The sequence below is a fragment of the Streptomyces sp. NPDC048504 genome (assembly GCF_043200035.1).
Lineage (GTDB): Bacteria > Actinomycetota > Actinomycetes > Streptomycetales > Streptomycetaceae > Streptomyces.
In genome coordinates this window covers 139,755-161,361 of sequence record NZ_JBICXA010000001.1, presented here as the reverse complement: position 1 = coordinate 161,361, position 21,607 = coordinate 139,755, and the positions used below count along the sequence as shown (strand labels likewise).

The 21,607-nt window shown below is 68.0% G+C and carries 19 protein-coding genes; 10 read left to right on the top strand and 9 right to left on the bottom strand.

Annotation, left to right across the window (positions count from 1 at the left end; genetic code table 11):
- Positions 1–108: 108 nt before the first annotated feature.
- Positions 109–2,037: a chromosomal replication initiator protein DnaA gene (gene dnaA / locus ACGFY9_RS00685; RefSeq protein WP_393750555.1), complete on the bottom strand. Its 1,929-nt coding sequence runs from the start codon at positions 2,035–2,037 to the stop codon at positions 109–111.
- A 398-nt stretch (positions 2,038–2,435) separates the two neighbouring features.
- Here dnaA and rpmH point away from each other — a divergent pair, with 398 nt between their 5' ends.
- From rpmH to ACGFY9_RS00640, 9 genes are all read left to right on the top strand, one after another.
- Positions 2,436–2,573, top strand: a complete 138-nt coding sequence (gene rpmH / locus ACGFY9_RS00680; protein WP_006381191.1) for a 50S ribosomal protein L34 — start codon at positions 2,436–2,438, stop codon at positions 2,571–2,573.
- Between the two features lie 21 nt (positions 2,574–2,594).
- Entirely contained in the window at positions 2,595–2,966 is a 372-nt protein-coding gene (gene rnpA / locus ACGFY9_RS00675; RefSeq protein WP_078532680.1) for a ribonuclease P protein component, read from the top strand.
- Positions 2,963–3,316: a membrane protein insertion efficiency factor YidD gene (gene yidD / locus ACGFY9_RS00670; RefSeq protein WP_019073355.1), complete on the top strand. Its 354-nt coding sequence runs from the start codon at positions 2,963–2,965 to the stop codon at positions 3,314–3,316. The genes rnpA and yidD overlap by 4 nt, the downstream gene beginning before the upstream one ends.
- 3 nt (positions 3,317–3,319) lie before the next feature.
- On the top strand, positions 3,320–4,621 hold the full coding sequence (gene yidC / locus ACGFY9_RS00665; protein WP_393750553.1) for a membrane protein insertase YidC: 1,302 nt from the start codon (positions 3,320–3,322) through the stop codon (positions 4,619–4,621).
- Positions 4,622–4,637: 16 nt separating this feature from the next.
- Positions 4,638–5,150 (top strand): R3H domain-containing nucleic acid-binding protein, encoded by a 513-nt coding sequence (locus ACGFY9_RS00660; RefSeq protein ID WP_019055151.1) that lies wholly within the window; start codon positions 4,638–4,640, stop codon positions 5,148–5,150.
- A gap of 135 nt (positions 5,151–5,285) precedes the next feature.
- Positions 5,286–6,002 (top strand): 16S rRNA (guanine(527)-N(7))-methyltransferase RsmG, encoded by a 717-nt coding sequence (gene rsmG / locus ACGFY9_RS00655; protein WP_019055150.1) that lies wholly within the window; start codon positions 5,286–5,288, stop codon positions 6,000–6,002.
- A 249-nt stretch (positions 6,003–6,251) separates the two neighbouring features.
- Positions 6,252–7,325 (top strand): ParA family protein, encoded by a 1,074-nt coding sequence (locus tag ACGFY9_RS00650; protein ID WP_078532690.1) that lies wholly within the window; start codon positions 6,252–6,254, stop codon positions 7,323–7,325.
- The gene (locus ACGFY9_RS00645) at positions 7,322–8,413 is read left to right on the top strand and encodes a ParB/RepB/Spo0J family partition protein (RefSeq protein ID WP_393750551.1); all 1,092 of its coding nucleotides are present in this window, start codon (positions 7,322–7,324) and stop codon (positions 8,411–8,413) included. Before ACGFY9_RS00650 ends, ACGFY9_RS00645 begins: the two co-directional genes overlap by 4 nt.
- 327 nt (positions 8,414–8,740) lie before the next feature.
- Positions 8,741–9,358, top strand: a complete 618-nt coding sequence (locus tag ACGFY9_RS00640; RefSeq protein ID WP_393750549.1) for a GNAT family N-acetyltransferase — start codon at positions 8,741–8,743, stop codon at positions 9,356–9,358.
- 69 nt (positions 9,359–9,427) lie between these two features.
- On the opposite strand, the gene trxA is transcribed toward ACGFY9_RS00640, so the two are convergent.
- From trxA to ACGFY9_RS00605, 7 genes are all read right to left on the bottom strand, one after another.
- Positions 9,428–9,763: a thioredoxin gene (gene trxA / locus ACGFY9_RS00635; RefSeq protein ID WP_327402795.1), complete on the bottom strand. Its 336-nt coding sequence runs from the start codon at positions 9,761–9,763 to the stop codon at positions 9,428–9,430.
- 42 nt (positions 9,764–9,805) lie between these two features.
- Positions 9,806–10,774, bottom strand: coding sequence for a thioredoxin-disulfide reductase (gene trxB, locus ACGFY9_RS00630; protein WP_393750547.1), 969 nt, complete (start codon positions 10,772–10,774; stop codon positions 9,806–9,808).
- Between the two features lie 172 nt (positions 10,775–10,946).
- On the bottom strand, positions 10,947–11,912 hold the full coding sequence (locus tag ACGFY9_RS00625; RefSeq protein ID WP_393750545.1) for an anti-sigma factor family protein: 966 nt from the start codon (positions 11,910–11,912) through the stop codon (positions 10,947–10,949).
- On the bottom strand, positions 11,909–12,634 hold the full coding sequence (gene sigM / locus ACGFY9_RS00620) for an RNA polymerase sigma factor SigM (RefSeq protein WP_033285742.1): 726 nt from the start codon (positions 12,632–12,634) through the stop codon (positions 11,909–11,911). Before sigM ends, ACGFY9_RS00625 begins: the two co-directional genes overlap by 4 nt.
- Positions 12,635–12,661: 27 nt before the next feature.
- Positions 12,662–14,374 (bottom strand): protein kinase family protein, encoded by a 1,713-nt coding sequence (locus tag ACGFY9_RS00615; RefSeq protein ID WP_393750543.1) that lies wholly within the window; start codon positions 14,372–14,374, stop codon positions 12,662–12,664.
- A 118-nt stretch (positions 14,375–14,492) separates the two neighbouring features.
- Positions 14,493–16,730, bottom strand: coding sequence for a murein biosynthesis integral membrane protein MurJ (murJ, locus tag ACGFY9_RS00610; RefSeq protein WP_393750541.1), 2,238 nt, complete (start codon positions 16,728–16,730; stop codon positions 14,493–14,495).
- Positions 16,731–16,776: 46 nt separating this feature from the next.
- Positions 16,777–19,179, bottom strand: a complete 2,403-nt coding sequence (locus ACGFY9_RS00605) for a DUF6049 family protein (protein ID WP_393750539.1) — start codon at positions 19,177–19,179, stop codon at positions 16,777–16,779.
- A gap of 259 nt (positions 19,180–19,438) precedes the next feature.
- Between ACGFY9_RS00605 and ACGFY9_RS00600 the strand changes: the two genes are divergently transcribed.
- Complete coding sequence (locus ACGFY9_RS00600; RefSeq protein ID WP_393750537.1) at positions 19,439–20,881, top strand: CCA tRNA nucleotidyltransferase; 1,443 nt, start codon at positions 19,439–19,441, stop codon at positions 20,879–20,881.
- 103 nt (positions 20,882–20,984) lie between these two features.
- On the opposite strand, the gene ACGFY9_RS00595 is transcribed toward ACGFY9_RS00600, so the two are convergent.
- Complete coding sequence (locus ACGFY9_RS00595; protein WP_393750535.1) at positions 20,985–21,578, bottom strand: hypothetical protein; 594 nt, start codon at positions 21,576–21,578, stop codon at positions 20,985–20,987.
- Positions 21,579–21,607 lie beyond the last annotated feature (29 nt).

Here is a 21,607-nt window from a genome sequence, read left to right as displayed (position 1 = left end):
CCTCCATCCGCCGCAACCGACCGCCTCCCGGCAAGCCGAAGGGCGCCCCGGGAGAGATCCCGGGGCGCCCTTCGGTGCCGTAGCTCTGGTGCCGTAACTCGGCGGCTGTCAGCCGTTCTTGATGCGGTTGGTCAGTTCCGTGACCTGGTTGTAGATCGACCGTCGCTCGGCCATCAGCGCGCGGATCTTGCGGTCGGCGTGCATGACCGTCGTGTGGTCGCGGCCGCCGAACTGCGCGCCGATCTTCGGCAGGGAGAGGTCGGTCAGTTCGCGGCACACGTACATGGCGATCTGCCGGGCCGTCACCAGTTGGCGGCCACGCGAACTTCCGCAGAGGTCCTCGACCGTGATGCCGAAGTAGTCGGCGGTCGCTCCCATGATCGCCGTCGCGGTGATCTCCGGCGTCGAGTCCTCGCCGCCCGGGATGAGGTCCTTGAGAACGATCTCGGTGAGACCTAGGTCGACGGGCTGCCGGTTGAGCGACGCGAACGCCGTCACACGGATCAGCGCCCCCTCCAGCTCGCGGATGTTGCGCGAGATGCGGGAGGCGATGAACTCCAGGACCTCCGGCGGGGCGTTGAGCTGCTCCTGCACCGCCTTCTTACGAAGGATGGCGATACGGGTCTCCAGCTCGGGCGGCTGGACGTCGGTGATCAGTCCCCACTCGAAACGGTTCCGCAGCCGGTCCTCCAGCGTGACCAGCTGCTTGGGCGGCCGGTCGCTGGAGAGCACGATCTGCTTGTTCGCGTTGTGGAGGGTGTTGAACGTGTGGAAGAACTCCTCCTGCGTCGACTCCTTGTCCGCGAGGAACTGGATGTCGTCGACAAGAAGGATGTCCATTTCGCGGTACCGCTTGCGGAAGCTGTCGCCCTTGCCGTCGCGGATCGAGTTGATGAACTCGTTGGTGAACTCCTCGGAGCTGACGTACCGCACGCGCGTGCCGGGGTACAGGCTCCGCGCGTAGTGCCCGATCGCGTGCAGCAGGTGCGTTTTGCCGAGGCCCGACTCCCCATAGATGAAAAGTGGGTTGTACGCCTTCGCGGGCGCCTCGGCGACGGCGACCGCGGCCGCGTGCGCGAACCGGTTCGAGGCACCGATGACGAACGTGTCGAAGAGGTACTTCGGGTTCAGGCGCGCGGTCGGCTCACCCGGGCCGGCCGCCGGCGCGGGCTTCGAGCCCAGCGGGCCCGGACCGCTGCGGTGCACATGACCGGAGTTGGACGGTGAGTGCGAGTCGGACAGGTCGCGGCGCGCGTCGCGCTGGTTGTACTGCTCGCGGGACTTCTCGTACTCGGCCCGCGACTGTTCGTACTCGGCGCGCTGCTGCTCGTACGACGGACGTTCCATCGACTGCGGGCGGTACTCCTGCTGCGGCGGCGCGTACTGGTCCTGCTGGGACTGGTACGAGTCCTGCGGCGGACCGTACTTGTCCTTGGCCGGTGCCCCGTACTGGTCCTGGGACGACGGGCCGTACTGGTCCTGCGGCGGCGACGCGTACGGGTCCCGCTCGGGGAAGCCGAGCCGCTGCTGCTGCCAGCCGTAGTCGTCCTGCGACGGCCGCGGCCAGGCGCCCGGCTCGGGGCGCTGGTACTCCGACGGATAGGCGGGGCGGGCGGTGGGCAGCTGGTCGCCGGGGCCGCCCGGGAGTGGCTCGGCGCGATGACGGCCGTAGCCGCCCTCGTAGGGGTCGCGGTTCTGCTCGGGTTCCTCGTAACGGCGCTGGGGCTGGGCGGGGGGTGACGGCGGGCCGGCGGGCTCGCCGGCGGAGTCGTCGACGGTGATCGCGATGCGGATCGGCCGGCCGCACTCGCGGCTCAGCGTCTCGCTGACGATCGGGGCGAGGCGGCCTTCGAGGACGCCTTTCGCAAACTCGTTCGGTACGGCGAGCAAGGCTGTGTCGGCGACGAGTGCCAGGGGCTGGCAGCGCCGGATCCAGTGCTCGTCCTTGGTCTCGACACCCTGCCCACGCCCCTCACCGAGAAGTTGCTCCAGCACTCGTGGCCACACTGCGGCAAGATCGGCAGGTACGTCAGCCACAGGGCACGCTCTCTCACGGGTCCCACGAACGTGTGGTTCGCGGACGGGACGGGATGTACATCGGGTGGGGCGCTCGGGAAAAAGGTGTGGGGCGGGGGACAAAGGAACGAATCGGAGTCCAGCCACGGTAGTCAGGGCGACGGGTGCGGTTCAAGTTGTTGTCCCCAGCCTGTGGATAGTGTCTCCTCGTGACCGCTGGTTTGACCGGATGGCGTAGCCCCGCGTACCGTGACCAGGTCGAGTTGTCGATGGCTGCTGCCGCCTGCCTCCGATGGGCACAGATCGCTTCGAGGTGATCGGGAAGCGGTGCACTCGGGCGTAACTGCGAGCTACTCGTGGGCGCACGGTGACAGCCAGGACGGCACCCGCCACCACCGATTTATTTCTGGAGCCCCCTCGTGAGCAAGCGCACCTTCCAGCCGAACAACCGTCGTCGTGCCAAGACCCACGGCTTCCGCCTGCGGATGCGTACCCGTGCCGGTCGCGCGATTCTCGCGAACCGTCGTGGCAAGGGTCGCGCCAGCCTGTCCGCCTGATCCCGATCAGGTCATGACGTCGTGCTGCCTACCGAGCATCGGCTGAGGCGGCGCGAAGACTTCGCGACCGCGGTACGACGGGGTCGCCGGGCCGGCCGCCCGCTTCTCGTCGTCCACTTTCGTAGCGGTGCCACGGACCCGCACGCGCCAGGGGAGAGCGCTCCCCCGACGCGTGCGGGTTTCGTCGTCAGCAAGGCGGTGGGCGGCGCCGTGGTGCGCAACAAGGTGAAGCGCAGACTCCGTCATCTGATGCGCGAGCGAGTCGCCCTGTTTCCCCCCGGTAGCCTGGTAGTCGTACGAGCGCTGCCCGGAGCGGGCGACGCCGACCATGCACAGCTGGCCCAAGACCTGGATGCCGCCGTTCAGCGGCTGCTGGGAGGGGGCGCGCGATGAAGTACCCACTACTGGCGCTGATCAAGCTCTATCAGTGGACGATCAGTCCCTTGCTCGGGCCGGTCTGCAAGTACTACCCGTCGTGCTCCCACTACGGCTACACGGCCATAGACCGGCACGGCGCGATCAAGGGCACAGCGCTCACGGCCTGGCGCATCCTGCGCTGCAATCCGTGGTCGCTCGGCGGTGTGGACCATGTCCCACCGCGCAAGCGTCCGCGGTGGCACGAGATGCTGCGGGGCGCACGGCGCGCAGACAAGGGCGGGACCTCCGCCGCCGAAACGGCCACAGAAGGGCTGAGTCCTTCGAGCCCGGCCGCAGAGACACCGTCCCATGCCCAAGGAGCATGATTAGTGGACACGATTGCCAGTCTTTTCAGCTTCATCACGACACCCGTTTCTTGGGTCATCGTCCAGTTCCACTCGGTGTACGGGAAGGTTTTCGGTCCCGACACGGGCTGGGCCTGGGGCCTGTCCATCGTGTCCCTGGTGATCCTGATCCGCATCTGTCTGATCCCGCTCTTCGTGAAGCAGATCAAGGCGACCCGGGCCATGCAGACCCTGCAGCCCGAGATGAAGAAGATCCAGGAACGCTACAAGAACGACAAGCAGCGTCAGTCCGAAGAGATGATGAAGCTGTACAAGGAGTCGGGTACCAACCCGCTCTCCTCGTGCCTTCCCATCCTGGCGCAGTCCCCGTTCTTCTTCGCCCTGTACCACGTGCTCAACGGCATCGCGACGGGCAAGACGATCGGCGTCATCAACGACTCGCTGCTGGCCAGCGCGCGTAATGCGCACATCTTCGGTGCCCCGCTGGCCGCGAAGTTCACGGACGGCAGCAGCAAGGTCGCGGCGCTCGGTGCCACGCTGACCGACGTCCGGGTCGTCACCGCGGTCATGATCGTGATGATGTCGGCGTCGCAGTTCTACACGCAGCGCCAGCTGATGACGAAGAACGTCGACACCACGGTGAAGACCCCGTTCATGCAGCAGCAGAAGATGCTGATGTACGTCTTCCCGGTCATGTTCGCCATCTTCGGCATCAACTTTCCTGTCGGTGTCCTCGTCTACTGGCTGACCACCAACGTGTGGACCATGGGCCAGCAGATGTACGTCATCCACAACAACCCGACCCCGGGTTCCAAGGCCCAGGCCGCCTACCTGGAGCGCCTGACCAAGCACGTCACGCACCACGAGAAGACCCGCAGCCGGGGTGAGAAGGCCATCGTCAAGGCGATCGTCTCCAAGGGCCGTGAACGCAACGAGTTCGAGCGCAAGTTCATCAACAGCCTCACCAAGGTGGGCCTCGTGGCCCAGCCGGACGGCACCGTGGTGAAGGGCGAGAGCACGGCTGTGGAGTCCGAGGACGGTACGACGACGACCCCGGCCACTCCCCGGCGTCAGCAGCCCAAGCGGCAGACCAAGGCCCAGCGCCAGTCCGCCGCCGCGAAGGCGGCTGACGACAGCGCTGAGCACACGGACGACGACGCCGACGAGCCGAAGACCTCGCTGAGCAAGTCGGACGAACCCGAGGACGCCAAGCCCGCCACCGCCGCGAAGAAGGCCGCCCCGAAGCCGGCCGGCGGCACCCGCAGCAAGGCCCAGTCCGGACAGCGCAAGGGCCCGCAGCGGCCCAAGTCCCCGTCCAAGAAGTAAAGAAGGAGTCCATCCCGTGACGGAAGGCACCACCTCCGCCGCTGCCGAGGGTGCAGACACCCTGTCCCGCCTGGAGCAGGAGGGCGAGATCGCGGCGGACTACCTTGAGGGTCTGCTGGACATCGCCGATCTCGACGGCGACATCGACATGGATGTCGAGGCCGACCGCGCCGCTGTCTCGATCATCAGCGACAGCAGCGGCCGTGACCTCCAGAAGCTCGTCGGCCGTGACGGTGAGGTGCTGGAAGCACTCCAGGAGCTCACCCGCCTGGCCGTGCACCGGGAGACCGGGGACCGCAGCCGGCTGATGCTGGACATCGCGGGCTACCGTGCCAAGAAGCGCACCGAGCTCTCCGAGCTGGGTGCCAAGGCCGCGGCCGACGTGAAGAACACCGGCGAGCCGGTGAAGCTGAACCCGATGACCCCGTTCGAGCGCAAGGTCGTGCACGACGCGGTCAAGGCCGCGGGACTGCGCAGCGAGTCGGAGGGCGAGGAGCCGCAGCGCTTCGTCGTCGTGCTTCCCGCCTGATCGGTCCCGACGTTCCACCGGCCCCGTCTGTCGATCAGACGGGGCCGAACTTTGTCAGCCTGATAGTCCTGTAGTTCTGGTGGTCCTGGTGGTCAGCGCCCAAGGCGCTTTTGCGGTACGGAAGGACGGTCCCCCGTGACGGAGGCAGCGGAGCTTCCCCCCGCGCCCGAGCAGGCGCGCGAGGTGTTCGGCGATCGCTTCGAGGACGCGGTCCGGTACGCCGAACTGCTCGCCGACGCTGGTGTGCAGCGCGGTCTGATCGGCCCACGTGAGGTGCCCCGCCTGTGGGAACGGCACCTGCTGAACTGCGCGGTCCTCTCGGAGGTCGTGCCGGACGGAGTGACGGTTTGCGATGTCGGCTCCGGCGCCGGCCTCCCGGGCATTCCGCTGGCTCTGGTCCGTGAGGACATCAAGATCACTCTGCTCGAACCGCTGCTGCGCCGTACGACCTTCCTCACTGAGGTCGTCGAACTCCTGGGCCTCGACCACGTCACCGTCGTGCGAGGGCGTGCCGAAGAGGTCATGGGCACCCTGCAGCCGGTCCATGTGGTGACGGCCCGGGCGGTGGCTCCGCTGGAGCGACTGGCCACCTGGGGCATCCCGCTCCTGCGTCCCTACGGCGAGATGCTCGCCCTCAAGGGGGACACGGCCGAGGAGGAGCTCAAGAGTGCGGGGACCGTGCTCAGCAAGCTCGGAGCCGTGGAGACGTCCATCCTGCATGTCGGCGAAGGCATCGTCGATCCGCTGTCCACGGTGGTGCGTGTCGAGGTCGGAGAGAGCCCCGGCGGGGTTCGTTTCGCGGCGAAGCGGGCCAAGGCGGCTCGTACGGGCCGTACACGTCGGCGTCGTTGAGACTTACTCCACACAAGCTGCCAAAACTACGCATGCCGGAGTGTCGCGACAGTTCGGCCTCAGCTGCTGTGCATCGTGTTTCACGTGAAACGTCGCTCACTGCTGCACGGCATCATCGGTCGCACCCGCGCCGCGGCCGAACCCCGCGACCGGAAGCCTCTCGGATCACTCGGAGAGGGCACGGAGTTGTCCACAGAGGTGGAATTCTCCACAGAACAACAGGCCTCACTGGTTCACGACCCTGAAGACATGGGAGGCTCTGTTCATTGCGAGCCTGAAGTCGAGGAGAGTGAATCCTTGCGGTCCGACGCCAACATCGCGGGACCGATGACCGATCCGGTCCCCGGTCCCCGTACCGAGTCGATGGGGGAGGATGTTTCACGTGAAACACCACCCCCTATGGACGACACTCCCATCGGTCGTGCTGCCCAACTGGCGGTGGAAGCCCTAGGTCGTGCCGGCGAGGGCCTGCCACGCCCTGAGCAGACCCGCATCATGGTCGTCGCCAACCAGAAGGGCGGGGTGGGTAAGACGACGACGACCGTCAATCTTGCCGCTTCGCTGGCACTGCACGGTGCCCGTGTTCTGGTGGTCGACCTCGACCCACAGGGCAACGCGTCCACTGCACTGGGGATCGACCACCACGCGGAAGTCCCTTCCATCTATGACGTGTTGGTCGACAGCCGGCCTCTCTCCGAGGTCGTGCAGCCGGTCCCCGATGTCGAGGGTCTCTTCTGTGCCCCTGCCACGATCGATCTCGCCGGTGCGGAGATCGAGCTGGTGTCCCTGGTGGCGAGAGAGAGCAGGCTGCAGCGGGCGATTCAGGCCTACGAGCAGCCCCTGGACTACATCCTCATCGACTGTCCGCCCTCACTCGGCCTGCTGACGGTCAACGCGTTGGTCGCCGGCGCGGAGGTTCTCATCCCGATCCAGTGCGAGTACTACGCACTGGAAGGCCTCGGACAGTTGCTCCGCAACGTCGACCTGGTTCGGGGGCACCTCAACCCCAACCTGCATGTGTCGACCATCCTGCTCACCATGTACGACGGCCGGACGCGTCTCGCGTCCCAGGTCGCGGACGAGGTGCGCAGTCACTTCGGCGACGAGGTGCTGCGGACGAGCATTCCCCGCTCGGTCCGTATCTCCGAGGCGCCGAGTTATGGGCAGACGGTACTGACCTACGATCCCGGATCGAGCGGTGCCCTCTCCTACTTTGAGGCAGCAAGGGAAATCGCGCTGAAGGGTGTGGGCGTCAGCTACGACGCACCGCATGCGCACATCGGCGCTCAGAGCGACCAGAGCATGGTGGAGGGCATTCAGTGAGCGAGCGACGGAGGGGTTTGGGCCGTGGGCTCGGCGCACTGATCCCCGCAGCCCCGACCGGGGAGAAGGCGGTAGCTCCGGCTGCCATGGGTTCCGCCTCCCCGACGGCTGTTCCGGTCATCACCGGCGACCGGGGGGTGGCCGCGGCGAAGGTCGCCACGCTGCCGCCGGTCTCCTACGACATGGAGGAGCCGTCGTCGAACGGCGCCGTGGAGACGTTCGCGCCTCCCATCGGTGCCCACTTCGCCGAGCTACCTCTCGACTCCATCACGCCGAACTCGCGCCAGCCGCGTGAGGTCTTCGACGAGGACGCGCTGCAAGAGCTCGTCACCTCCATCAAGGAGGTCGGTCTCCTCCAGCCTGTCGTCGTACGGCAGATCGGTCCGACGAGCTATGAGCTCATCATGGGCGAGCGGCGTTGGCGGGCCTGCCGTGAGGCCGGCCTGGAGGCGATCCCGGCGATCGTGCGGGCCACGGACGACGAGAAGCTTCTCCTGGACGCGCTCCTGGAGAACCTGCACCGCGCCCAGCTGAACCCGCTCGAAGAGGCGGCTGCCTACGACCAGTTGCTCAAGGACTTCAACTGCACGCACGACCAGCTGGCGGATCGCATCGGGCGTTCGCGTCCGCAGGTCTCCAACACCCTGCGTCTGCTGAAGCTCTCGCCGTCGGTCCAGCGCCGTGTCGCCGCTGGAGTCCTCTCCGCCGGACACGCACGGGCGCTGCTCTCCGTCGACGACTCGGAGGAGCAGGACAGGCTGGCTCACCGGATCGTGGCCGAGGGGCTCTCGGTGCGTGCCGTCGAGGAGATCGTGACCCTGATGGGTTCGCGTCCCCAGACCGCTCAGCGCTCCAAGGGGCCGCGGGCCGGCGCCCTGGTCTCCCCGGCGCTGTCCGATCTCGCTACACGTCTCTCGGATCGGTTCGAGACCCGGGTGAAGGTCGACCTGGGCCAGAAGAAGGGCAAGATCACTGTCGAGTTCGCCTCGATGGAGGACCTTGAGCGGATCCTCGGTTCGCTGGCTCCGGGCGAGGGTCCGGTCCTGCAGAGGAGTCTGCTGGACGACGACTCGGAGGACGAGGCCTGAGCCGACCTGCCGACGGCAGGCGTCCTGTCCGTCCGACCAGCAGAGCGGGCCGTGTCCGGTGTGTACCGGAACGCGGCCCGCTCTTTGCTTTCTGTCGGTATCGATGCAATCGCATCATCGATACGATGCGTTTGGGTATGGCGCATCCACCTGGCAGCACCTCTTAGGGGAGGCGGGGGCCATGCGAACGGTGAGCCGCACCGGACTGCTGAGCGCGGGTCTCGGCCTGGGGGCGGTCGGCGGGTTCGTCGGCAGTCTGCTCAGGGAACGCAGCGCTCTGACAGCCGCCCGTGGCGCTGCGGGCGAAGGAAGCGAGGATCAGCCTTCATGGGGCGTCGGCTCGTACCGCTCACGCTGGACAACCTCCCGGACATTCCCAACCGTTGTCAGTCGTGCGTCTTCTGGGAGCTGGACCCCGTCAGCGGGCAAGCCGCGGTAAAGGCGGGCACAGCGGCCCTGGAGAAGGAAGCCTGGATCTCCGCAGTCCTCCTGGATTGGGGCTCCTGTGGCCGCGTCGTCTACGTCGATGACGTGCCGGTGGGCTTCGTCCTCTACGCGCCCCCTGCCTACGTCCCCCGCTCGACGGCGTTTCCCACGAGTCCTGTGTCACCGGACGCCGTGCAACTGATGACGTCGTTCATCATGCCGGGCTACCAGGGACAGGGACTAGGCCGGGTCATGGTGCAGACCGTGGCCAAGGATCTGTTGCGGCGCGGCTTCAAGGCGATCGAAGCATTCGGCGATGCCCATGCGAAAGAGGCCGCCTGCGTCCTGCCCGCCGACCATCTGCTCGCCGTGGGCTTCAAGACGGTCCGTCAGCATCCCGCCTATCCACGGCTGAGGCTGGAGCTGCGTACGACGCTCTCCTGGAAGGAAGACGTGGAGATGGCGCTCGACCGGTTGCTGGGAGCCGTACAGAAGGAACCAGCGCTTCGACCGCTCTAAAGCGAAGGGGCTGACTCCGGAGAGTCGGCCCCTTCGTGTTTCACGTGAAACACGGTTTCACGTGAAACATCACTTGCTGGCGATGAACTCGTCGAGGTCGCGAAGGATCGCGGCCTTCGGCTTGGCGCCGACGATGGTCTTGGCGACCTCGCCACCCTGGTAGACGTTCAGGGTCGGGATGGACATGACGCCGTAACGGGCGGCCGTCGCCGGGTTCTCGTCGATGTTGAGCTTGACGATCTCGATCGCGTCGCCGTGCTCGGCGGCGATGGCTTCGAGGGACGGAGCGATCTGGCGGCACGGACCGCACCAGGAAGCCCAGAAGTCCACCAGGACGGGCTTGTCGCTCTTGAGGACGTCCTCGTCGAAGGAAGCGTCGGTCACATTCTTCAGAGTGCCGGCCACGGCGGGCTCCTTAACTTGATCGTGCGGTGGGGAGGATGGGGGTCAGACGGTGGTCTTCGCGGGCTCTGCCTTTTCCTCGTCCGCGAGAGCGGCCAGGAAGCGCTCGGCGTCCAGAGCGGCGGAGCATCCGGTACCGGCAGCGGTGATCGCCTGGCGGTAGGTGTGGTCGACGACGTCACCGGCGCCGAAGACGCCGGTCAGGTTGGTGCGGGTCGAGGGCGCCTCGACCTTCAGGTAGCCCTCCCCGTCCAGGTCCAGCTGGCCCTTGAAGAGCTCCGTGCGGGGGTCGTGGCCGATCGCGATGAACAGGCCCGTCACCGCCAGGTCCGAGAGTTCCCCGGTCTTCAGGTTGCGCAGCTTGAGGCCGGCGAGCTTGGGGTCGCCCTCGATCTCGGCGACCTCGCTGTCCCAGACAAACTTGATCTTCGGGTCGGCGAAGGCGCGTTCCTGCATTGCCTTGGAGGCGCGCAGGCTGTCCCGGCGGTGGACGATCGTCACGGACTTGGCGAACCGGGAGAGGAAGGTCGCCTCCTCCATCGCCGTGTCGCCACCACCGATGACGGCGATGTCCTGGTCCTTGAAGAAGAACCCGTCACAGGTGGCACACCAGGAGACACCCCGGCCGGAGAGCGCGTCCTCGTTCGGCAGGCCCAGCTTGCGGTGCTGGGAGCCGGTGGTGACGATGACAGCCTTCGCCTGGTGCACGGTGCCCGAGGTGTCCGTGACGGTCTTGATCTCACCGGTCAGGTCGACGGAGACCACGTCGTCCGGGATCAGCTCGGCACCGAAGCGCTCGGCCTGGGCGCGCATGTTGTCCATGAGCTCGGGGCCCATGATGCCGTCCTGGAAGCCCGGGAAGTTCTCGACCTCGGTGGTGTTCATCAGCGCGCCACCAGCGGTGACAGCGCCTTCGAACACCAGCGGCTTCAGCGACGCGCGCGCGGTGTAGAGCGCCGCCGTGTAGCCGGCGGGCCCGGAGCCGATGATGATCACGTTTCGGACGTCGCTCACGGCTTGGTTCCTCGTCTCTGGACTGCGTCAGTACGACCGGCGGGAGTCCCCTGTCGGAGCCTCCACACCACCCAACGGATCCTACGGGGCCCGCATTCCCGCTGTGTCCGGGCACACGGAGACGGCGCGCGGCAGGGGATCGCCACGGCGGACGGAGAGGAGGAGTCCGGAGTCAGGAATGCGGGAACGACCGCGTCAGAAGAACCTTGCCAGGAGTGGATGTCTGACGGCTTACGCAGGCCGCGTCGACGACGTAGGCCGTGACCCGGCTGTTGTCGGAGGCGTCGGGGAGCACCACGAGATAGGCGGCGGTCCCGTTGTAGGTGCCCTTCTTGAAAGCGAGGACATCTGTGTTGCCACGATCGACGCCCTGCCGGATGCAGTCCGGGATGGAGCCGGACGGTTGGATCAGGGTTTTGGGAGTCTTGGTGGAAGACTCCGCGCCGCCGGGGTCGGACGCGACGTTCCAGGGCTTCTCACTGTTGGCGCCCTGACTCGTAGACGACTTGGTGGAGAGGAGACCCGAGACCTCGCTCTCCAGCTTCCCTTTGGAGAAGGTGTCCGCAGAGCTGGTCGGGTTCCCCTGAGCCGTGTCGGACGACGTGTGGTCGCCCAGCGACTGGATGAACAGGGAGCCGGCTCCCAGAACGGCCGCGGTGAACACGGCTCCCAGGACGATCCTGCCGCGGCGTCCGCCTCGGTTCCGCTCCTTGCGTTCCTTGTTGCGTCCGGGACCGGTTGCCGCGTGTGCGTGTCCTGACGGGCGGTCGGACGTCAGCGATGTTTCACGTGAAACATGCGCCTCGGTGTGCTCGCTGCCCTCGCCCGATGTGGCTCGGGGCGAGCTGACCAATGTCGGCGCGGCCAGGGACTCAGGGGTGGTGGAACCCAGTAGGGCCTCCGCGGCGAGGGCTGCGTCGATACGGCCCGCGACTTCGGCGGGCATGCGCGGCGGGCCGGGCATGCTGCCCAGCAGACCCCGGATCTCCTCCAGCGAGTCGTGGACGTCCGCACAGAGCTCGCACTCGTCCAGATGCCGTCGTACCTCGGAACCCCTGGACGGCGGGAGAAGCCCTTCGGTGAGGTCGGAGATCTCCGCGACGTCCGGGTGCCCGGCCGTGTCTGTCGTGGATGTCACGCTCGCCCACCTCCGCCCTTCACAGCAGCTGAATCGCTCGGCCCTGCATCCTTGGGACCTCCATCGCGAGGTCCCGCTGCCGGTGGGACGGATGTCCCCTGCGCCCGGTTCCGTCCGGCGCCCGGTTCCTTGCCGTCACCGGCTCTTTCCGGCCGTAGATGGGTGAGCAACGGCAGCAGTCTGGCTCTTCCGCGGGCGCAGCGGCTCTTCACCGTGCCGGTCGGCACATCGAGCATGCGGGCGGCCTCCGCGACGGGGTAGCCCTGCATGTCCACGAGGACGAGGGCGGCGCGCTGGTCGGGCGGGAGGGTCCCCAGGGCTTCCAGCAGTTGGCGGTGCAGGTCATTGCGCTCCGCGGGAGCCGAAGCCGACTCGTGCGGTTCCAGCAGCTGTTCCAGGCGCTCGGTGTCGTCGACCGGAGACGTCTTTCTGGAGGCGGCCTTGCGGGCGCGGTCCAGGCAGGCGTTCACCGTGATGCGGTGCAGCCAGGTCGTGACGGCCGACTGGCCGCGGAAGGTGTGGGCGGCCCGGTAGGCGGAGACGAGGGCGTCCTGGACCGCGTCAGCGGCCTCCTCGCGGTCTCCCAGCGTGCGCAGGGCCACGGCCCAGAGCCGGTCCCGGTGCCGCCGTACGAGCTCACCGAAGGCGTCCGGGTCGCCTTCGACATGGCGGGCGAGCAGATCCTGATCGCTTGTTCCGTCGTATCCGGCGCCTTCCGCCATCGGACCCCCTCCCCCTCCGGTGAGACGTCAGCCCGTGAACTTCACGTCGGTGATGGCCTGCTTGTAGCCGGCGTCGCTGTACTGGTCGCTGTCCGCGTGCGGCAGAGCGGTGAGCCAGACAAGAACGTACCGGCTCTTCACCTGCTTGGTGACCTTCACCGTCGCACTGGTACCGGTCGTGGTGACGTTGCCGATCTGCGTCATGGAGTCCAGCGAGGAGGGCGACAGTGAATCGGCCGCGTAGAGCTTCACCGTTGTGTGATCGCCGCTGTAGTAGAGCCCTATGGCCGCCGTGGAGACGGTCTGGGCCGAACCGAGGTCGTAGACGATGCCCACGCCAGGCTTGTACGGCGCGAGCACCGGGCCCCCTATGAAGCTGGAGGTCCGCCAGTACGTCGATGCCTTGCCGTCATAGGTCTTGTCGACGTCGTTCGGATGCTGGGCGTCGCCCTTCGCCACGAACTCCTGGGCGCCCTGGATCGCGAGCGTCTTGAGCGGCTTGGTCTTGTCGCCGCTCTTGTCGTTCCCGTCCGTCGTCTGCGTCTGCTTCGTGTCCTCGGACTTGTTGCCCTGGTCCATGAGCGCGTCGGCGAGCTGCCAACTGCCCAAGCCCAGTGCGGCGATCAGCAGTGCGGACACAGCCCACTTGAGGGCTTTGCCGGTGCGGCTCTGCAGCGGGGGCGGTGGGGGCGGCAGAACCTGGGTGGCACCGGGCGGCGACGGGCGGCCGTACGTGCCCTGCTGGTACGTCGTGCGCTGGTACTCGGGTGGTGCGGTGAACGCGGGTTCCGGCGGGCGGATGCGGGGCATCTCGCCGATCGCCTTCACCAGCTCCTCCGGCGTGGTGCACGCCGACTCGTGCCGGGAGGCCGTGGCACCGTCGTTGACGAGCGCACGCATGGCGAGCTCCGACAGACCGCGGTGGACACCCGCACGCACCTGGTCGGGGGCGATGAGACCGACACCCTTGGGCAGCCCGGACAGGCCGTAGGCGTCGCTCTCGTACGGCCAGCGCTGGGTGAGCGCCGCGTACAGCAGGGCGCCGATCGCCTCCGTGTCCGTGCGCTGCGGGGTGTCCGAACCGATGCCGCGCAGCGCGGCGTTGACGGCCAGACCGCGGATGCGCCACTGACCGGACGAGGTGCGCAGCACCGCGTTCGGGTTCAGGCGCAGATGGGCGAGGCCCTCGCGGTGCGCGGCGGCCATGGCCGAGGCGATCTGACTGACCATCTGGTAGGCGTCGTGCACCTCCAGCGGGCCGGGTGCCAGAAGAGCCGTCAGTTCCGTGGCGTCGGGCAGCCATTCGTGGACGACGTAGACGAGGTCGTTCTCCTCCACGGCGTCCAGGACCTGGACGAAGCGGGGATCACCCAGCAGCGCCGAGGAACGTGCCGCAGCCAGCACGGAGCGGGCCCTCGCATGGTCCGCGGGGAGGATGTGGACGCCGACGGCACGGCGGAGTTTCTCGTCCACCGCGCGCCAACTGCTGAAGCCGTCCAGACGGGTGACGCACTCTTCGAGGCGATAGCGTCTGGCGAGCTTGTGACCGCTGTGCAGTTCGGGAGGCGAGGCCTTCTCGGTTTCCTCGATCCCGCCGCTCCCCTGTGCCTTGTCGCTCTCCGTGTCCCGCTCCGGGTTCTGGGCCACCCCGTCGGCCGTGGACTGGTCCGCCTTGGCGGTCAGCGGCTCGTCGCCGCTGTTGTCTGCCACGTCGACGGCAGCCGTGCTCCGTTCCGCCACCGTCGCTCCTGCCTCCCCATCCGTTGCACGCTGTTCGACGCCGAAACCAATTGTGCCCACAGTCTGCCGCTATGCACGACACACAGCGGCGGACGATGGTTGTGCGTGTGCCCCCGCCTCAACGCCCCAAGCGCCCGCGCACCATGCCCACGAGGGAGTTGAGCTCCTCGATGCGCATGCGTCGGGCCGCGACGTAGAAGATTCCGAGCAGTACGGCACCGCCCACCAGGAGGGCGGCGAACGAGCCGACGACCCCCTGGCCGAGCGTATGACCGATCCCGTAGCAAGCCGCACCACTGAGCAGTGCGGCCGGCACGGAGGCGATGCTGAGCCGAGCGTACGTCCGCAGCACGCGAGCGCCGTCCAGGTCGCCGTTCAGCCGCTTGCGCAGCCGGTTCCAGGCGACACCGACGCCGGTCGCGTACGCGAGGCCGTACGAGGCCGCCATGCCCACCACGGCCCAGCGGGCCGGGAGCACGAAGTAACAGGCCGCCGAGGCACCCGCGTTGACCGCGGCCACGATGACGGTGTTGTAGAACGGCGTCCGGGTGTCCTCGTAGGCGTAGAAGGCACGCAGGACGACGTACTGCACCGAGTACGGGATCAGGCCGAGGGCGAAGGCCATCAGCATGAAGCCCATGTTGGTGGCCGCACCGGTACCTGAGGAGCCGAAGATCAGGGTGCACATCGGGATGCCGAGGGCGAGCAGGCCGAAGGCGATCGGCACGATCGCGACGGCGGTCGTGCGCAGCCCCTGGGAGATGTCGTCACGGACGGCTCCGCCGTCGCCCTCGGCGGCCGAGCGGGAGATGCGCGGCAGCAGGGCGGCCATGAGGGACACCGTGATGATGGCCTGCGGCAGACCCCAGATGAGCTGGGCGTTGGCGTAGGCGCTGAACCCGGTTCCGGCGATGTTCGTGTCAGCGACCGACGCGGTGGCGAGCTGGGTGACCACGAGGGCACCCGCCTGGTTGGCGAGGACGAAGAGGACGGTCCACTTGGCGAGCATCGCGGCCTTGCCGAGGCCATGGCCCTTCCAGTCGAACCGCAGCCGCAGCCTGAACCCTGTTTCGCGCAGGTACGGGATCATCGCCAGAGCCTGGACGACCAGACCGAGGAGAACACCGATGCCCAGGAGGCGCTGGGCCTCCGGCGGGATGTTCTGGACCCCCATGCCCGAGTCCGCCGAGGTGCCGTACACCCAGAGGAACATGACGAGCGTCACGATGATGACGACGTTGTTGAGGACCGGTGTCCACATCATCGCGCCGAACTTGCCGCGGGCGTTGAGGATCTGGCCCATCACCACGTGGATGCCCATGAAGAAGATCGAGGGCAGGAAGTAGCGGGTGAAGGTGATGGCGACGCTGTCGGCCGCGGGGTCGCTCGCGACCTTCACCGACAGCAGGCGGACCAGGAGAGGTGCCGCGAACATCGCCAGCGCGGTCAGCACTCCGAGCGCCACGATGACCAGGGTCAGCAGACGGTTGGCGAATGCCTCGCCGCCGTCGTCGTCCTCTTTCATGGCGCGCACGAGCTGCGGCACGAAGACGGAGTTGAGGCCGCCGCCGACGGTCAGGATGTAGATCATCGTAGGCAGCTGGTAGGCGACCTGGAAGGTGTCGCCGAGGAGAGCCGTGCCCAGCGCCGCGACGATCAGCGCGGAGCGGACGAAACCCGTCAGGCGGGAGACCATCGTGCCCGCCGCCATCACGGCGCTCGACTTCAGCAGGCCGGAGGCCTTCCCGCCCTTCTTGGGGGCGGCTGCGGGCGCAGGTGCCGGCGCCGTGGGAGTGAGCTGCATCGTGGCGTCGGACATCGGCGGCGGGCCCGAGGACGGTGCCGGGGACGGGCCGGGGACTGCCGGGGAGTCCATCGGCGGACGTCCGCCGCCCTGGCCTTGGTCCCGGAAGAGATGGGCGAACGCGTCCGGCTCGTGGTGCTCCTCGCCGGCCCCGGTCACCAGGTCGTCCACGCCCACGAACTGGGTCGTCCGGGCGTCGTCGCCGTAGGGCAGGTACTGGGTCGGGCCCTCCGGTTCGGGCGCCGGGGTCTGTGCCCACACACGGGGGTCGGGGGCGTACGGGGACTGGGGCGGCTGTGCGTAGAGCGGAGGCTGCGGCTGGTACGTGCCCGGAGGCGGCGGGGGGTGGGCGGCACGGTCGTAGAGCGCCTCGGCGACCGGGTCCTGAGCGGAGAGGTCCTGCGCCCGGTAGGGGTCCTGGTCATAGGCGTCCTGGAGGTACATGTCCGCGGGGGGCTGCGGCGGCACCTGGCCGTGTTCGGGCGGCGGGCCCTCGGGGTAGCCCGAGCCGCCCGCGCCCTGACCGCGGTCACCGTCGTACGGCGCGTTCATGGTTACCCCACCTCATCGTCCCCGGGCCCACCGGCCACGACATCGCTCAACGGTCCACTCTCTCACCCGTGCCGGACGGGTCGGCGCTTTCCGGTGCGGTGTCCGGTGTCGGGTCACTCGGGTGCTCCGGGTCGTCTGCCCGGGACGGAGTGCCGGACTCCTCCTTGAGACGGTCCTGGGGGCCTTCGGGGTTCTCCGGGCCGTCGGGTTCCTCGGCCGCCCCGTCGTCGGGTCCGTCGGGACCCTCTTCCTCCGCCTGGCGGGCGACGGCGCGCTTGCGGTGGGTGTACATCCGGAAGCCGGCGAGGACGAGGAGCAGGACACCGCCGCCGATGACCAGCATGACGGTGGCCGTGACCTCGGTGACCTTCACGTCGAAGCTGACGGCCTGGCCGTACTCCTGGCCGTCCTCCGTGTACAGCTGCGCGATCACGGTCACCTTGCCGTTGGCGTTGGCAGAGGTGGTGAACTTCACGGACTGGCTGTGCCCGCCGTTGACCGTGACCCGCTGCTCCGTGTAGGCCTTGCCGCCGATCTTCAGGCGCGTGGGGCTCGTCGAGGTGAGGCGCAGGACCAGGTGATCGACGCCCTGCACCAGGTTGTTCTGCACGGTCACGGGGATCGTGGCGCTGCGGCCCGAGAGCTTGGTCTCGGACTTGTCGATCAGCTTCACCTGGTTGGTGAGGTCGTCGAGATAATCCAGCACGCTCTGGCGGAAGTTCGCCGCCTCGCCCGCCTGTCCCCGCCACGACGTCGACATCTCACGGTTCATGGCCCGCCCGAACGGGGTCACGACCCGGGACTCGTCGGTGAGGATCACCCGGAAGTTGTCGAGCCTGTCCTGGGTGGCCGCGATCTGTTCGAAGGCCGCCTTCGGCAGCTCCTGCTTGCGCAGTGAGGAGGGGTACGAGGAGGACGACGGGATCTTCGTGGTGGCGCTCGGGTCGGGCTTGGCCTTGGCCGCCGCGGCGAGATCCTGCGACTCGGACCAGGTGCTGCCCTGGAGGGTAGTCAGCGCCTCGGCCATCGTCTGGGCCTGGCTCCCGGTCGGCATCCGCTGCGGGGCGACGACGATGCTGCGCTGCTTGTCCGTCTGCAGGTCGAGAGCCAGGCTCTGGGCGAGGAAACGCTGCTCGGCGAGCGTGGCGGCCCCGGCCTTCGTCAGATCGCCCTCGAACGCCGTCGAGAGCCGTGCGTCCGCGACCACAGCCGTCGTACCGCCGCCGATGGGGCGGGCCGCGGAGGGCGTGTACGACAGGCCGCCGGTCTCCTGGAAGCTGTCGCTGCGGGCGATCACCTTGTCGGCGCCGGCCGACGTGGCGACCTTGATGATCGACGGGTCCACGGCACCGTTCACCGGCCACGCGAAGTCCGTGGTCGGCGTCACGTGCAGCACCGTCTCCACGGTGCTCGCGGCGACGTCCGTGGCGTCCTTGAGGTGACTCAGCGAGCCGGTGACGCTGGTGCCGTTGTGGGCGAGGGACGCCAGGTCCGGGTCGGCGAAGGGGAGGGCTACGACCTCCTTGTCAGCCACCGCCGACTGGAGCTCGGCGAGCCACGCCTTGGCGACCGCCTGGTGGGTGCCCGTCGTCGTGGTGTCGCCGTCCCCCTGGATCTTGTAGCTGCGGGTCATCGCGTCGACGGAGGCAAGCAGGTCCGGGTCGATCACCCAGGTGACGTCGAGATCCTTGCCGAGTGACAGCATCTGGTCGAGGCGACCGCCCGGGGCGATCTCCTTGGCGAGGTCGTCGTTGCGGAAGACCGGCGTCTGCTGCTCGTTGGAACCCGTCTGCGCCGTCATGTGGACGCTGGAGACGATCGGCCACAGATATGTCGTCTTCGTCTTCGTGTCCGCCTCGTCGGGCTGCCACGGCAGGAACGTCCGCTGGATGCCCAGCACCTGCTCCCATGGCTGCGCCGAGGTCTGGCCGGACAGCGAGACGCCGAGCGGGTAGACGCCGTCGTCACCGAGGTCCAGCTTGTCGACCGGCACGGAGAGGGTGAAGGGCTCGGCGACGCCCGGAGTGAGCTTGGAGAACTGCTCGGTGTACTTGTCGCCGACCTCCGAGCCGTCGACGCCCTGGATGAAGTCGGTGCGCTTGGCGACGCTGTCGATCGCCGAACGGGTGCTCAGCGCCTGGCCCAGGCGCAGGCCCACATGGGCGTCGGTGACCGCCTGCTTGCCGTTGTTGGTCACCGTCCCGGAGACGGTCAGGGTGTCCCCGTCCGTGGGGATGCTGGGGCTGAGCGTGTCCAGGGAGATGGACACCGTCTGCGAACCGGAGGCGGCCTTCGCGGACGTCTGCTCGGCCGCACTGGCGGGTGCGACAGCGGACAGCTGGAGGAGGCCGGCCAGCAGAGGCGCCCCGGCGAGCAGTGCGCCGGTGCGCCGCAGCCACCGGCGGGCAGGTGAGGGACTCGTCCCCTGGAAGTCTGCCGCCTCGGCCACGCGCTCGCCCGTCCCTCGTCATCGTCAGTGGTCGTCGCAATGTGCGTCCACGCATGGTAACGATGCGCGCTGAGGGGAAGTGCCGCGGACTGGTCCACAAGATCGGAGAACAGCGGCGGATCGTCCTGTATGCGCCCGTATAAAGAGGGAGCACTCGTGTACGTCGTAAGGGCGGCGCTTGCGCGGGTATCGGGGGACATGTCCGCGCACATTTAATGGAGGCGCTCGCGGAGGCCGGGGCCACGTACCCTTTTCTGTTGTGCCGAACGCCAACGAAGACAACCCCAGTGCCCTGAGCCAGGTGCAGCACCGCGCGGTGAGCGAGCTGCTGCGCGTGGCTCCCGTCGCCGACGACCTCGCCCGCCGTTTCCAGGAGGCCGGGTTCTCTCTCGCCCTGGTCGGCGGCTCGGTCCGGGACGCGCTGCTGGATCGGCTCGGCAACGACCTGGATTTCACGACGGACGCACGGCCCGAGGACGTACTGAAGATCGTCCGGCCGTGGGCGGACGCCGTGTGGGAGGTCGGGATCGCCTTCGGCACGGTCGGGGCGCAGAAGGACGGCTACCAGATCGAGGTGACTACCTACCGGTCCGAGGCGTACGACCGCACCTCGCGCAAGCCCGAGGTGTCGTACGGCGACTCCATCGAGGAGGACCTCGTCCGGCGTGACTTCACGGTGAACGCGATGGCTGTCGCGCTCCCGGAGAAGGAGTTCATCGATCCGCACGGCGGTCTCGACGACCTCGCGGCCCGGGTGCTGCGGACCCCGGGTACTCCCGAGGCGTCCTTCTCGGACGATCCCCTGCGGATGATGCGGGCGGCTCGCTTCGCCGCCCAGCTCGACTTCGAGGTCGCTCCCGAGGTCGTCGCGGCGATGACGGAGATGTCCGGGCGGATCGAGATCGTCTCCGCCGAGCGGGTGCGGGACGAGCTGAACAAGCTGATCCTCTCCGCGCACCCCCGCAAGGGGCTGGCCCTGCTGGTCGACACCGGACTGGCCGACCACGTCCTGCCCGAGCTTCCCGCCCTCCGCCTGGAGAGCGACGAGCACCACCGACACAAGGATGTCTACGAACACACGCTGATCGTTCTGGAGCAGGCGATCGAACTGGAGGAGAACGGTCCCGACCTCACCCTCCGCCTGGCCGCCCTGCTGCACGACATCGGCAAGCCGCGCACCCGCCGCTTCGAGAACGACGGCCGGGTCTCGTTCCACCACCACGAGGTGGTCGGCGCGAAGATGACCAAGAAGCGCATGCTGGCGCTCAAGTACTCCAACGACCTGGTGAAGGACGTCTCCCGTCTCGTCGAACTCCACCTGCGTTTCCACGGCTACGGCACCGGCGAGTGGACCGACTCGGCCGTTCGCCGCTATGTCCGGGACGCCGGCCCGCTCCTCGGCCGCCTCCACAAGCTGACCCGCTCGGACTGCACCACGCGGAACAAGCGCAGGGCTGCCGCGCTGTCCCGGGCATACGACGGTCTGGAGGAGCGCATCGCCCAGCTGCAGGAGCAGGAGGAGCTGGACTCGATCCGTCCCGACCTCGACGGCAACCAGATCATGGAGATCCTGGGCGTCACACCGGGACCTGCCATCGGCCGTGCTTACAAGTTCCTGCTGGAACTGCGGCTGGAGAACGGGCCGATGGAACATGAGGCGGCGGTGGCCGCGCTCAAGGAGTGGTGGGCCTCGGAGAGCTGAGGGCGTGGAACGGGGTCATGTTTCACGTGAAACATGACCCCGGACAGCATCAGGGGCGGTGTTTCACGTGAAACATGAGACACCGCCCCTCGCCGTATCCGCCCTACTTCGAGTAGTCCTTCAGGCAGAGCAGGAAGTTACTGCCGTCACCGCTCTCGGTGTACGAGTACTGGAAGTCCTTCGCGGCCGCTGTGCACTTGGCGTCGGCCTCCGACTCGGAGTACTTGCCGCTGATCTTGGCGAGCACCGTGTACTGGGCCTTCGAGTCGCTGCACTTCACGACCTCGAGGTCCGGGTTGGTGTCGCTGGTGCTGCCGCGGTGCATGCAGTCGCCGACCTTTGCGGTGTCGGCGTCGTCCTGACTCGATATGGCACCGTAGATGGCCGCGCCGGCGGCGATCAGGACGATGACGCCGAGCCGGATCATCTTGGGGCTGAACTTGCGCTTCGGCTGCGGGGGGACCGGAGCGTACGGGACTCCGCCCTGGGGCGGGAAGCCGGGCTGTCCGGGCTGCTGCGGGTAGCCGCCCTGAGGCGGGTACGGAGCCTGGCCTTGTGGCGGGTAGGGCGCCTGGGCCTGGGCCTGCGGAGGGTAGGGCGCCGGTGTCTGAGGCTGGCCGTAGGGCTGCTGGTCCTGGGCGTAGGGATTCGGTCCCTGGGCGTATGGGTTCGGGCTCTGAGGCGGCGGAGTAGTCACTGGGGTCCCCCCTGGAACGTGGACGCATG